The sequence below is a fragment of the Thioalkalivibrio sp. ALJ12 genome, assembly GCF_000378305.1.
Taxonomy (GTDB): domain Bacteria; phylum Pseudomonadota; class Gammaproteobacteria; order Ectothiorhodospirales; family Ectothiorhodospiraceae; genus Thioalkalivibrio.
Window position 1 is genome coordinate 206543 of sequence record NZ_KB899539.1, and the last position, 12672, is coordinate 219214.

Here is a 12672-nt window from a genome sequence, read left to right on the forward strand (position 1 = left end):
GACCGGGGCCGTGCTAACCCAGGTGCATGGTGGCGGACTGCGCGCAGCTGCCAGGCATTACGGGGTGGCGCCGGAGCAATGGCTGGACCTGTCTACCGGCATCAACCCGCACGGCTATCCGCTGCCCATGCCCCCGGCGGACGTCTGGGCGCGCCTGCCGGAGCCCGACGACGGTCTGGAGGCGGCCGCGGCGCGGTACTACGGCTGCAAAGGGCTGTTGCCCCTGGCGGGCTCGCAGGCGGCCATCCAGCTGCTGCCACAGCTTCGCCCAGCGGCTGCTCGGGTTGGCCTCCTCGCGCCCAGTTACAACGAACACGCGCGGGCCTGGCGCATGGCCGGGCATCGGGTCGAGGCGCTTCCTGCGCTTGGCGACGCGGCGCCGGCCGCGATCGAGGCACGCCTGCCGCAGCTGGATGTGCTGGTACTGGTCAACCCGAACAACCCGACTGGACTGCGCGTGACCGTGGAGACGCTGCTGCGCTGGCATAAGGGGCTCGCGGCACGCGGCGGCTGGCTGGTGGTGGACGAGGCCTTCATGGATACCAGCCCCCGGCACAGCCTGTTGGCGGCCGACCCGGGCACGGACCTGGGCCCGGGGCTGCTGGTGCTGCGGTCGCTGGGCAAGTTCTTCGGTCTGGCCGGGGCGCGGGTCGGATTCCTGGCGGCGGAGCCGGCGCTGCGGGCGGCGCTGGCGGAGCGGCTGGGTCCGTGGGCGCTGTCTGGCCCGGCGCGCTGGGCGGCCACCCGAGCGCTGGAGGATCGCGCCTGGCAGGAGCAGACGCGCGCGAACCTGACCGCGGCGGGTGCGCGGTTGGAAGAGCTGCTGCGGCGGTACGGAATCGCTACCGAAGGTGGCACCGCACTGTTTCGCTGGGGGCGCCGCGATGATGCGGTCGCGGTTCAGGATGCGCTGGCGCGACAGGCGATCCTGGTGCGGCGTTTCGACGACCCCGCCAGCCTGCGTTTCGGGCTGCCGGGCGACGAGGCCCAATGGCACCGCCTGGAACAGGGACTGGAGGCGTTGTGAGCGCGACCACGCTGATGGTGCAGGGGACCACCTCGGATGCCGGCAAGAGCGTGCTGGTGGCCGGGCTGGCGCGGGTGCTGCATCGCCGTCGGCTGTCGGTGGTGCCGTTCAAGCCGCAGAACATGGCGCTGAACAGCGCGGTCACGTTGGACGGCGGCGAGATCGGGCGCGCCCAGGCCCTGCAGGCCGCCGCCTGCGGCCTGGAGCCGCATACCGACATGAATCCGGTGCTGCTCAAGCCCAGCTCCGATCAGGGGGCGCAGGTGATCATCCACGGCCGTCCTGCGGCCGAGCTGGATGCTCGTGCCTACCATGACTACAAGCCCGTCGCCCGCGAGGCCGTGCTGGCCTCGCATCGACGGCTGACCGCGCAGTATGCGCACGTGCTGGTGGAAGGGGCGGGCTCGCCGGCAGAGATCAACCTGCGCGCAGGCGATATTGCCAACATGGGGTTTGCCGAGGCGGTGGACTGTCCGGTGATCCTGGTCGCAGATATCGACCGTGGCGGCGTGTTCGCGCATCTGGTCGGTACGCTGGCGTTGCTGAGCGCGACGGAGCGCGCGCGGGTGCAGGGCTTCGTGATCAACCGCTTTCGCGGCGATATCTCGCTCCTGCAGCCTGGACTGGACTGGCTGGAGCAGGAGACCGGCAAGCCGGTGCTGGGCGTGATCCCGTATCTCCACGGGCTGTACCTGGATGCTGAGGACGCCCTGCCGCGCGAGGCGGTGCCGGAAAAGGCGGTGGATGCCCTGAAGGTCGTCGTGCCGGCCCTGCCGCGCATCTCCAACCATACCGATTTCGACCCGCTGCGCCTGCACCCGGGTGTGGACCTTCGCTTCGCCGGCCCGGGCGAGTCGCTGCAGCCGGCGGATCTGGTCATCCTGCCGGGGTCCAAGGCCGTTCGCGACGACCTCGCCTGGTTGCGGGAACAGGGCTGGGAAGACGAGCTGCAGCGCCATGTGCGTTATGGCGGCAAGGTGCTCGGGATCTGTGGCGGCTTCCAGATGCTGGGCCGGGTCGTGCACGACCCCGACGGTGTCGAGGGGCGGCCCGGCTCCACGCCGGGGCTCGGCTGGCTGGACATCGAGACGCGTCTTGCTCCCGAAAAGCGTCTGGAACGTGTTCACGGGGACCGTGTGCTGGGCCGGGAGGCGCGCGTGGAGGGCTACGAGATCCATGCAGGAGTGACGACAGGGCCCGGGCAGGATCGCCCGCTGCTGGAGCTGCAGCATGGCCCGGACGGCGCGCGCAGCGAGGACGAGGCCGTGGCGGGGACCTATGTCCACGGGGTATTCGATACCTCCGCTGCCGCCGAGGCTTTGCTGCACTGGGCTGGCATGCGCAATGGGAAGGAGCACGGCGAAGACCTGGCGACCGCACGCGAGCGCGGCCTGGAACGCCTGGCCGATACCCTGGAGGCGCATCTGGACCTGGGGCGCATCCTCGCGCTGCTGCGCGCAGGGAACACGGAGACCGTGACATGAAGACGCTGGTGCTCGGCGGAGTGCGTTCCGGCAAGAGCCGACTGGCGGAGCAACTGGCCGATGCCAGCGGCCTGCACGTGACCTATGTCGCCACCGCGCGTGCCGACGACGCCGAGATGGCACGCCGCATCGAACGCCACCGCGCCGACCGTCCCGGAGACTGGGGACTGATCGAGGCGGGTATCGGCCTGGCCGCCGCGCTGGAAGAGGCCGCAAGGCCAGGTGAATGCTTGCTGGTCGATTGCCTGACGCTGTGGCTGACCCAGCTCCTTTGCACCGAGGACGAGGCCCTGATCGAACGCGAGCGGGAGGCCCTGATCGCCACCGTGCCGCGCCTGCCGGGCACCCTGGTGTTCGTCTCCAACGAGACGGGCATGGGCATTACCCCGATGGACGCGCTGTCCCGCCGCTTCGCCGACGAGGCGGGCTGGCTGCACCAGCGCCTGGCCCCCACGATGGACCGCGTCGTGCTGACCGTCGCCGGCCTTCCGCATGTGCTCAAGGGTGAACCGCTGGAATGAATAGACCAACGCGCGAAACAGGCACCGTCATTGCGAGGCGCGCAGCGTCGAAGCAATCGGCCCGGGGTGAACTGACGGATTGCCACGTCGCCTTCGGCTCCTCGCAATGACGGGCGTCATTGATGAAGGGTGTTGGTTTCAACATCGGAGGAACACGTGACCGAAGACTGTGACTGGCTGCAGGTGCCGCCGGCACCCCTGAGCGCCGAGGCGCGTCGTGCGGCAACAGAGCGGCAGGCCCAGCTGACCAAGCCGCCGGGTTCGCTCGGGCGACTGGAGGCGATCGCCGAGCGCCTGGCCGCCATGCAGGGCGTGGGCCAGCCCACGCTGGAGCGGGTTCATGTCGCGGTGTTCGCCGGCGATCACGGTGTGGTGGCGGAAGGCATTTCGCGTTTCCCGCAGGCCGTGACCGCGCAGATGGTCGCGAACTTCGCGAACGGCGGTGCGGCGATCTCGGTGCTGGCGCGGCACCTGGGCGCGTCCATCGAGGTGATCAACCTCGGTACCGTGGCCCAGCCTCCGGCCGTCGCCGGTGTGCAGCAGCTGAACCTGGGCCCCGGCACCGCAAACCTGGCCCGCGAACCCGCGATGACGTCGGCGCAGCTGGAACGCGCGCTGAACGCCGGCCGCCAGTGTGCCGAGCGCGCGCGGCGGGGCGGCACACAACTGTTCATCGGTGGCGAGATGGGCATCGGCAACACGACGGCTGCCGCCGCAGTCGCCTGTTCGCTGCTGGGTCTGCCGCCGGTGGACCTGGCCGGGCCTGGCACGGGTCTGGATGCGAATGGCGTGCGCCACAAGGCCGAGGTGATCGAGCAGGCCCTGCGCACCCACGCCGCGGTGCGCGGCGAGGCACTGGGTAGCCTGCGTTGTCTGGGGGGCTTCGAGATTGCGGGGCTGGCCGGCGCTTACATCGCCGCGGCGCAGATCGGGCTGCCGGTGCTGGTGGATGGTTTCATCAGCACCTCGGCGGCGTTGGTGGCCGAACGGCTGTGCCCGGGCACGGCAGACTGGTTCTTCTACGCCCACAGCTCGGCGGAGCCGGGGCACCGGCGACTGCTGGAATCGCTGGCGGCCGAGCCGCTGCTGGATCTCGGCATGCGCCTGGGCGAGGGCAGTGGGGCGGCCACGGCCGTGCCCCTGCTGCGCCTGGCCTGCGAGCTTCACGCCGGCATGGCGACCTTCGCCGAGGCTGGCGTGTCGGGCGATACCCCATGACCAAATCGGTCCGTATCGGTCTGCTGCGCCACGGCGAGACGACGGGTGCCGGCTTTCGCGGGCGCGGCTGCGATGATCCGCTGACCCCGGAAGGCGAGCGGGCGATGCGTGCGGCGTTCGAGTCCTCCGGCGAGTGGGATCGCGTCGTGTGCTCGCCACTGCAGCGCTGTCGACTCCCGGCCGAAGGCTTCGCCCGCGCGGCCGGGCTCCCCGTCCAGTGTGATCCCCGCCTGCAGGAGCTACATTTTGGGGACTGGGAGGGGCAAACGGCCGAGGCCCTGATGCAGACGGACGCCGAGGCGCTGGGTCGGTTCTGGGAAGACCCGTTCGGCTACCCTCCACCCAACGGCGAAGACCTCGGAAGCTTCCGCGACCGGGTGCTGGCCGGCTGGGAACAGAGCGTAGTGGCGCCGGGCGGTCGTGTCCTCGTCGTTACCCACGGCGGGGTGATTCGCCTGCTGCGCGCACAACTGGAGGGCTGGCCGTTGGAGAAGCTATTGTCGATCGAAGTGCCGTTGGCCTCTTTGCACGTTGTCGAGCCGGGCCAGCGCGAGGAGATGCCCTCGTGATCAAGCAAAACAAATGTAGGAGGCCAGCCCTCTGGCCGATCGGGAATATGCCAACGCCCCATCGGCCAGGGGGCTGGCCTCCTACAGCAGGAATGGAAGGGGGGGCGCAATGAACTCCGTATTTGCGCCCTTCTGGCTGGCCCTGCAGTTCCTGACCCGCGTGCCGACGCCGGCACAGGAGCCACGGCCCGAGGACCTCGGCCGTTCGGTCCTGGCCTATCCGCTGGTGGGGCTGATCCTGGGTCTGGTTCTGGTGTTGGTGGGGATCGGTCTGTCCGCGATCCCCGGGGCGCCGGTGTTGCTGGTCGCGGCGCTGGTGCTGACATTCTGGGTTGCGCTGACCGGCGCGCTGCACCTGGACGGCCTGGCAGACACTGTGGACGCCTGGGTGGGCGGCCAGCGGCACCCGGAGCGGGCCCAGGCCATCATGAAGGACCCGGCCTGTGGCCCGATGGCGGTCGCGGCGCTGATCCTGATCCTGTTGCTGAAAGGCACGGCGCTGGTGGCGGTGGTCGAGACCGGCGCCTGGGTCGCGCTGCTGCTTGCGGTGCTGCTGGGGCGCGTGGTGCCGCCGGTGCTGTTTCTGACCACTCCCTACGTAAACCCCGTCGGATTGGGCGCGGACATGGCCAGGCACCTTCCACGCAGCGCCGCCATCGGCGTTGTCGCAGTCTCGGCCGCAGTGGTGCTGGTGCTGGGCCTGCTCTCCGGCCTTTGGGGGGTGATACCGGCCCTGCTCGCCGCCGGGCTGACGCTGTGGATTGCAACGCGCGTACTGCGACACTGGCTGGGAGGCTTCACCGGCGACACGGCCGGGGCCACGCTGGAGCTGGTAGAGACCCTGACCCTCGTGATTCTGGTGCTGACGCTCGCGGGCTGAGCCCGGGTCGATCAGGCCAGGGTCAAGGCAAGCGTTGTCACGAAACCGTCACGGGATTGCCACATACTGACGGGATGAGCTCATTCCCCTCTCGCCTGAACCCGGGCCTTCTGGTCCTGCGCACGCTGACGAACCCCCTGCGGGCGGTGCGGGAGGTGGGCGAACTGGAGGCGATACCCCCCTGGTGGCAAACCTTTCTGCGTCTGGCGCTCCCGGTGCTGCTGCTCAGCGTGATTGCCAGCCAGTGGCTGTACCAGGTCATCCCGACCGGGCTGCCGCCGGAGGCGATGCCGGGGGCCTGGGGCTTCGGCGTCTACAGCGTGCTGGCGATGAGCATCGGGGTGCTGGGTCTGGCCTGGTCCGCGCACTACCTGACCGAGCTGTTCCAGGGCTACTCCCATCCGGACCGGGCGATGCTGGCGGTGACCATCGGCCTGCTGCCCGCCTGGGTAGGCAAGGTGGCCGCCGCCTTTCCCTGGCCCTGGGGCAACACCGTCGGCCTGCTGCTGATCTTCTACAGCCTGTGGCTGCTCTACTGGTCGCTGCGCGGCATCCTCGGCCTGAAGCGCGGCAACCGCATCGGCCTGTTCGTGGCCACCGTCTTCTGTGGCGCCTTCATCACCCTCATCTTCGGCTGGCTGCTGATGGACCTGATCCCCGGCGCCACCCCCGAGACCCGCATCGGCACCACCTGGCTGATCTGAGACCCCTCGTTCGCGGGATAACACTCGTAGGAGCCCAGCCCTCTGGGCGATGGGGGGTTGGCCAGCCCCAATCGGCGAGAGGGCTCGCCTCCTACAGTAGCGGGATCACACCTGGGGGAGATGCTGATCTAATCGCCCGATGGGCAGGGGCTTGTGACGCCTCAAGGAAACATTGATCAGTGTTTCCTTAATGGCTGGCGGGCCCGATCCTCAGGTGCTCCTGCGCGTAGGTGCGCAGGGTCTGGTAGTCGGTGTGCATCTGGTCGGTGAAGTGGCAGGCGCGCTGCAGGGCCGGGGCCAGGTCGGCCGGCTTTTCCATGTATTCGTGGACCAGGCGGTTGCGCAACTGGCGCATCTGCAGCCATGCGTCGGCGTTCTGGATGAGGCCGAGCTTTTCCAGGCGGGATAGGTTGTCGATAGCCGGACCCGCGTTCTCCCCGGCGCTGGCGAGAAATGCAGGAATGAACTTGTCCATGATGGTGTCCTGCATACGGCCGAACTTTGCGCCAAAGGATTCGAGCCGGTCCACCCCGGTGTCGGTGGCGAGCAGCGCCTGAACGCGGTCGGGATCGACGGTGCAATCGCCTTCAAGCAAGCGTTCTCTCACCGCCAGCAGGTGCTTGTCCTCGCGATCCACCAAATCAATCAGCCGCGCGAGCCGCTGCGGTGGCGTCGCGACGGTCACAGGGCGACACCCGTGCGGTCGGCATGCGCATCGATGGGGCGGTGCGGCGTCCCTCGCGGATGCACCACGATGTCCACACGGCGTTCGCCCAAGCGGCGTTGCAATGCCGCAGACAGCCGAAGTTCCCGGTCCAGCAGGTCATTCGGGGTGCCGTCTGCCTCGATGTAGAGGTCGATGTCGCCACCGCGCGCGGTATCATCCACGCGCGAGCCGAACAGCTTCACGTGTGCATCCGGCCCGAATGCACGGGCCACTTCCTCGCGGATAATCGTCTGTTGTTCGTCGCTCAGGCGCATCGCTCAAGTATATCAAGGCCCTGGGCACATACCCGAACCGTCTCGCCTTCAACCACCACCGTCATCCCGCGCACCCACCACACCCCTGTCATTGCGAGGAGCGCAGCGACGAAGCAATCGGTCGGGAGCAGCAAGGTGCTGGAATCAAGCGGCTTGCCACATGCAGCCGATTGCCACGTCGCTGCGCTCCTCGCAATGACGGGGTGAAATCGCCACCCTTGAGGGGCCGGGGCGCGGCGCCCGTTTCCGTACCATCCTGCCACCCGAGTCATCTCGGAAGCCGCGCAGCCACCACTCCCACAGCACAGTCATTCCGGAAACCGCGCAGCGGTTATCCGGGATCTCTGCAGTGCGGGCTGCCCGGCGGTTGCGGGATGGTCCGGCGTGTGGAGATCCCGGCCGCAGCGCTGCGGCCGGGATGACGGGGGGTGTCTGGTGCGGATGATGGTGTGGCTGTGGCGCGTGGTGTGGCGCGTTGGAGGGCGCATGTGCCGCAGGCGGCAACGATTTGCCGCCCGCGGCGAAAAAAATTTGGTGGATGGGCTAAAGGTTCTGTGGGGGAGGTCGTTAAGGGTCCTGAGAGCGGGGATTGGCCCGTTCACCAGAACCGCCCGAGGCGGTGACGAACGACTCTACAGGAGAGCGATCATGTCCCAAGTAATTAACACCAACGTTCTTTCCCTGAACGCGCAGCGCAATCTGGGCAACTCCCAGGGCGCGCTGGCTCAGAGCCTGGAGCGTCTGTCCTCGGGCCTGCGTATCAACAGCGCCAAGGACGACGCGGCCGGCCTGGCCATTTCCGAGCGTTTCACCTCCCAGATCCGCGGCCTGAATCAGGCCGCGCGCAACGCGAATGACGGGATTTCCTTTGCCCAGTCTGCAGAAGGTGCGCTGGGTACGATTGGGGATGCAATGCAGCGAATTCGCGAGCTTGCTGTGCAGGCCGCTAACGACACCAACTCCTCTTCCGATCGTCAGGCACTGAATAATGAAGTTCAGCAACTGGTAGAGGAAATCAACCGGGTTGCGAACTCCACTGAGTTCAACGGCGAAAACATCCTTAATGGAGAACTGGAGGATTTGGTATTCCAAGTGGGTGCCAACCAGAACCAGACCATTTCCGTTGACGGTGTGGATGCACGTGGTTCCCAGTTGGGCACCGCCAGCCTTGGCGGGGACAGCTTGCTTCTCTCTGAGCTTCCAGAGGACGACGGTGATTTGAACTTGACGGACATCGAGATCAATGACCGCACGATCAGCCTTGGCTCAGCAGAAGACCTTGACGACGTCGTTGCTGCAATCAATGCCGCGACGGATGATACCGGCGTGACTGCGGCTCGGGCCGATGAAGTAGTTCACACGATCGAGACACTTAATACCGATGGCGGCGGCACTGTAACGATCAATGGTGCTGAGATCACGATCGCTGATGGCGCCTCTGACCAGGAAGTGCTTGACGCCATCAATGCCGAAAGTGCTCAAACCAACGTTACGGCTTCGTTTGATAGTGATGGTGATCTTGTCCTCACCGGAACTGGTGATGATATCGAAATCAGTGCTACGGATGCTGGCGATTTCGACTTCGGTGGTTTGGATAGCGACGGTGAAACCTACCTTCGTGCGATCGAATTGATGGCTTCGCCGGCCGACGGTATTGATGTTAGCGGGACCGATGCAGCAGATTTGGGTCTCGATGGTGATGTGGATGTGAACACCTTGGATGGTGTCAGCGTCGAGACCCGAGAAGATGCAACCGAAACCATCGGTACGATCGATGCTGCTCTTCAGCAGATTAGCGGGCTGCGTTCCGAACTGGGTGCGGTGCAAATCCGATTCGAGAACACCATCGCCAACCTGGAGATCTCCTCGGAGAATCTGTCGGCCGCCCGTTCGCGCATCATGGATGCCGACTTTGCATCCGAGACCGCAGAGCTGACCCGTGCCCAGGTGCTGCAGCAGGCGGGTACCTCGGTGCTGTCGCAGGCGAACGCCGTTCCGCAGAACGTGCTGGCTCTGCTCCAGTAAGCTCGATCACTCGAGCTTCCGAGTTGAGGCTGGATGGCGGTAACGCCATCCAGCCCTTCTGACGAGGACAGTGTCATGAGTGATGGTATTGGAAGTATCAGCTCGCCACTGGTGGCTGTGAATGTCCGGGGTGCCCAGGGTGGAGAACGTATGGCCACCGGTCTGGGGCAAATAGCCAAGGAAGGTAGCTCGGCGGTGTCGGCCAGCAGTGGGTCTAGTGCTTCGCGGGTGGCCGAGCAGGCCATAGCGGAGCGGACCAAGCCGGCTGAACCGGTCGAGGCCTCGGACATGGATCGTGTCGTGGAATCGATCAATGCCTATCTGCAGTCGACTAAGCGGGCGCTGGAGTTCAGCGTGGATGATGTTAGTGGCCGGACCGTGATCACCGTGATGGATGCGGATCGGGAGAACGTCATTCGGCAGATCCCGCCGGAGCAGATGTTGGCCCTGGCTGAACAGCTGCGCGACGAGCAGGTACTGGAGGGAACCGGGCTAGTGGACCGGGCCTGAGGGCCGTGGGTTTACCCGCACGTTTGATGTGTTGTTGAGCCGGACCCGGCAACGGGTCCGGCTTTTTTCGTTCCAGGACCCGGGTGTTCTTGCCTGGCAGGTCCTCGGCCTCTCTTTTCCTGCGCGGTACGCCCAGGCCGTCATCCCGGCCGGAGCGCAGCGCAGAGCCGGGATCTCGGGGGCTGGTGCCACCCCGGCAGTGTGGGTTGGTCACGCGCCGGAGATCCCGGATAACCGCTGCGCGGTTTCCGGGGTGACGGTAGTGGCGGTGTGGTGTGATCGGGGGATGGTTGTGCCGGTGGCGGTGGTGGGTGCTGGCTTATGGTTGTTCGCAATGACCGGTAAGGCCTGCGGCTGGAGGTTGGGCCTTGGGTGTGGGGGATGCCAGCGGGTTTTTTCTGCGCGGGGCTCAAGATTTGGGCTAGGCTGCCGTAATAGCAAGTACAAGCACGTGCATGGGGCCCGAGACGTCGGGTGCCGAGGAGCGGAAAGACGATGGCAATCAGTTCACTGGGTGTGGGTTCCGGGCTGGATCTCAATCAGATCGTCGGGGACCTGGTCAACGCGGAGCGCGCACCGCGCGAGGAGCGTCTGGACCGCCGCGAGCAGAAGGTCGAGTCACAGATTTCGGCATTCGGGGAACTGACCAGCAGCGTTGACCAGCTCGGCTCATCGCTGTCTTCGCTCGCGGGCTTCGAGCCGCAGCAGGTGGTATCAGTCGGTGACGAGAGCGTCGCCCGCGTAACCACGGATGGCACTGCCGAGAACCGCAGTTTTTCGCTGGAGGTGGAGCAACTGGCGCAGGCGGAGATTCGTGCGACGGCTTCAGGCGCGTTTGCCGATGGTGACGAAGAAGTGGGCGCCGGCCAGCTCACGATTCAGGTGGGCGGTAACGACGTAACGCTGGATATCGAGGAGGGCATGACCCTTCGCGACGTGCGTGATGCGATCAACGAATCCGGCGCGGGTGTTGCCGCGTCCATCGTGAACGACGAGAACGGCGCTCGGTTGGTTTTTGAATCGGACGAGACCGGCGCCGCCAATTCCATTGGGATTTCGGTAACCGGTGGCACGCCCGAGGGGCTGGGACGACTGGAAAATACTGAGGTGGCGCGCGAGGCGCAGGATGCCAGGGCGTTCATCAATGGTCTGGAGATCAACAGCGCCAGTAACACCCTGGACAACGCGATCGATGGGGTGGAAATCGAGCTGACCGGCACCTCGGGGGGCGCACCGACGACCGTCTCGATCGACGAGGACCGCGACGAGCTCCAGCAGCTGCTGGAGGGCTTTGTCGAGAACTACAACGCATTGGTCGGACAGACCAGCCAGCTGACCCGGTTCGATCCGGAATCGGAAGAAGGCTCGGTACTGACCGGCGACAGTACGGTACGCAACATCCGCAGCCGACTGGGCAATGCGCTGATGGGGAACGCACAGGTGCCGGAAGCGACGGCCTCGACGTTTGCGGAACTGGGCATTGTCTCCAACCGGGACGGGACGCTCAGCTTTGATTCCAGCCGTTTCAACGAGGCACTGGACCGGGATGGATTCGACACGGTGGCTGACGTGGTGCGCGACATCAGTGGTCAGGCGGAGGGTATCGCGAACAGCTTTACCGGGCGTGATGGCTTGATTGCGGCGCGCACCGATGGCCTGCAAGGAGAGCTGCGCCGCATCGGGTCGCAACGTGAAGACCTGGACATGCGTATGGAGCAACTGGAGCAGCGACTGGTGCGGCAATTCTCGCGGATGGACCAGATGGTGGCCCAGATGCAGAGCACTGGCGATTACCTCACCAACCAGCTGGCGAACATGCCGCTGGCCAACAACAACTCTCGTTGATGACCGCCGCCACGCGGTGAATAGATAACGGAGACACGCAGATGTATGGACCGGGGATGAATCGCGGCGTGAATCAGTACCGCCAGTCGGGGGCGTTGGCCGAGGCGCAAGTGGCCGACCCGCACCGGTTGATTCAGATGCTGTTTGAAGGTGCGCTGGAGCGGATTGCTGTAGCCAAGGGGGCAATGCAGCAGGGCAACGTGGGCCTCAAGGGCGAGAAGATCGGTAAGGCGATTGATATCGTCGAATCGCTGCGGGCCGTGCTGGACCACAAGCACAGCCCCGAGCTGTCCGGCAATCTGGATGCGCTATACGAATACATGAGCCGCCGTCTGCTGGAAGGCAACGCCCAGAACGACCCGGCGGCGCTGGACGAGGTCGCCAAGCTTCTGCGCGAGATAAAGGCTGGCTGGGACGAGATTCCGCCCGAGGAACGTCAGCGCAAGGCCGGTTGAGGCGTCCGATCTTGACCGCGGGGTTGCCGCGTGCTGTCGTTCGCCGATCATGACGACAAACGATGCGGGTACAGAGGACTCCGGTGCAACGCTGGAGGATGCGGTGGAGGCCGTACGCGGCCTGATGGACCAGGCCATCCGCGAAGAAGACTGGGACCGCCTGGAAGAGCTGGATCTGAAGGCGCGTGTGCTGGTCGAGCGCGCCTTTGGCGAAGAGCCCGTACCGTTGCGCGATGACACAGGCGAGGCACTGCGCAGCGCACTGGAACGCCTGTCGGCGTTCTACGAAGAAACTGTCCCGATCCTGGCCGAACGCCGCGGCGATGCCAGCCGCCAGTTGCGCGAACTGCGCGCGGGGCGGAAAGGCACCAACGCCTACGAGAACACCCGCCGCAACTCCATGCGCTCCGGGCCGATGAAGCCCGGCGGTTAGGGGCCTGTTCTACGTTGGAT

Annotated in this window: 14 protein-coding genes; 12 read left to right on the plus strand and 2 right to left on the minus strand. The window is 66.1% G+C overall.

Annotated elements, in window-relative coordinates; all coding sequences use genetic code 11:
• Positions 1 to 64: 64 nt before the first annotated feature.
• The 7 genes from cobD to F467_RS0108375 all read left to right on the plus strand — a co-directional run bounded on the left by cobD (position 65) and on the right by F467_RS0108375 (position 6403).
• Positions 65 to 1027: a threonine-phosphate decarboxylase CobD gene (gene cobD / locus F467_RS0108345; RefSeq protein WP_018139653.1), complete on the plus strand. Its 963-nt coding sequence runs from the start codon at positions 65 to 67 to the stop codon at positions 1025 to 1027.
• The gene (locus F467_RS0108350; protein ID WP_018139654.1) at positions 1024 to 2511 is read left to right on the plus strand and encodes a cobyric acid synthase; all 1488 of its coding nucleotides are present in this window, start codon (positions 1024 to 1026) and stop codon (positions 2509 to 2511) included. The genes cobD and F467_RS0108350 overlap by 4 nt, the downstream gene beginning before the upstream one ends.
• Entirely contained in the window at positions 2508 to 3032 is a 525-nt protein-coding gene (cobU, locus tag F467_RS0108355) for a bifunctional adenosylcobinamide kinase/adenosylcobinamide-phosphate guanylyltransferase (RefSeq protein WP_018139655.1), read from the plus strand. Before F467_RS0108350 ends, cobU begins: the two co-directional genes overlap by 4 nt.
• Positions 3033 to 3188: 156 nt before the next feature.
• On the plus strand, positions 3189 to 4250 hold the full coding sequence (gene cobT / locus F467_RS0108360) for a nicotinate-nucleotide--dimethylbenzimidazole phosphoribosyltransferase (RefSeq protein ID WP_018139656.1): 1062 nt from the start codon (positions 3189 to 3191) through the stop codon (positions 4248 to 4250).
• Positions 4247 to 4819: a histidine phosphatase family protein gene (locus F467_RS0108365; RefSeq protein ID WP_018139657.1), complete on the plus strand. Its 573-nt coding sequence runs from the start codon at positions 4247 to 4249 to the stop codon at positions 4817 to 4819. Before cobT ends, F467_RS0108365 begins: the two co-directional genes overlap by 4 nt.
• Before the next feature lie 109 nt (positions 4820 to 4928).
• On the plus strand, positions 4929 to 5699 hold the full coding sequence (gene cobS / locus F467_RS0108370) for an adenosylcobinamide-GDP ribazoletransferase (RefSeq protein ID WP_018139658.1): 771 nt from the start codon (positions 4929 to 4931) through the stop codon (positions 5697 to 5699).
• 74 nt (positions 5700 to 5773) lie between these two features.
• Positions 5774 to 6403: a YIP1 family protein gene (locus F467_RS0108375; protein ID WP_018139659.1), complete on the plus strand. Its 630-nt coding sequence runs from the start codon at positions 5774 to 5776 to the stop codon at positions 6401 to 6403.
• A 187-nt stretch (positions 6404 to 6590) separates the two neighbouring features.
• Here F467_RS0108375 and F467_RS0108380 read toward each other — a convergent pair whose 3' ends face one another.
• Together F467_RS0108380 and F467_RS0108385 are read right to left on the minus strand one after the other, a co-directional pair.
• A complete protein-coding gene (locus F467_RS0108380; protein ID WP_018139660.1) occupies positions 6591 to 7088 on the minus strand; it encodes a hypothetical protein in 498 nt (165 codons plus the stop codon).
• Positions 7085 to 7384 (minus strand): nucleotidyltransferase family protein, encoded by a 300-nt coding sequence (locus F467_RS0108385; RefSeq protein WP_018139661.1) that lies wholly within the window; start codon positions 7382 to 7384, stop codon positions 7085 to 7087. The genes F467_RS0108380 and F467_RS0108385 overlap by 4 nt, the downstream gene beginning before the upstream one ends.
• A gap of 648 nt (positions 7385 to 8032) precedes the next feature.
• Between F467_RS0108385 and F467_RS13885 the strand changes: the two genes are divergently transcribed.
• From F467_RS13885 to F467_RS0108410, 5 genes are all read left to right on the plus strand, one after another.
• Positions 8033 to 9409, plus strand: a complete 1377-nt coding sequence (locus F467_RS13885) for a flagellin (protein WP_018139662.1) — start codon at positions 8033 to 8035, stop codon at positions 9407 to 9409.
• 75 nt (positions 9410 to 9484) lie between these two features.
• Positions 9485 to 9919 carry a flagellar protein FlaG gene (locus tag F467_RS13510; RefSeq protein ID WP_231362277.1) on the plus strand — a complete coding sequence of 145 codons (435 nt, stop codon included), beginning with the start codon at positions 9485 to 9487 and terminating at the stop codon, positions 9917 to 9919.
• A 495-nt stretch (positions 9920 to 10414) separates the two neighbouring features.
• Positions 10415 to 11764 carry a flagellar filament capping protein FliD gene (gene fliD / locus F467_RS0108400; RefSeq protein ID WP_018139664.1) on the plus strand — a complete coding sequence of 450 codons (1350 nt, stop codon included), beginning with the start codon at positions 10415 to 10417 and terminating at the stop codon, positions 11762 to 11764.
• A gap of 41 nt (positions 11765 to 11805) precedes the next feature.
• Positions 11806 to 12219, plus strand: coding sequence for a flagellar export chaperone FliS (gene fliS, locus F467_RS0108405; RefSeq protein WP_018139665.1), 414 nt, complete (start codon positions 11806 to 11808; stop codon positions 12217 to 12219).
• 49 nt (positions 12220 to 12268) lie between these two features.
• On the plus strand, positions 12269 to 12652 hold the full coding sequence (locus tag F467_RS0108410; protein ID WP_020614800.1) for a flagellar protein FliT: 384 nt from the start codon (positions 12269 to 12271) through the stop codon (positions 12650 to 12652).
• Positions 12653 to 12672 lie beyond the last annotated feature (20 nt).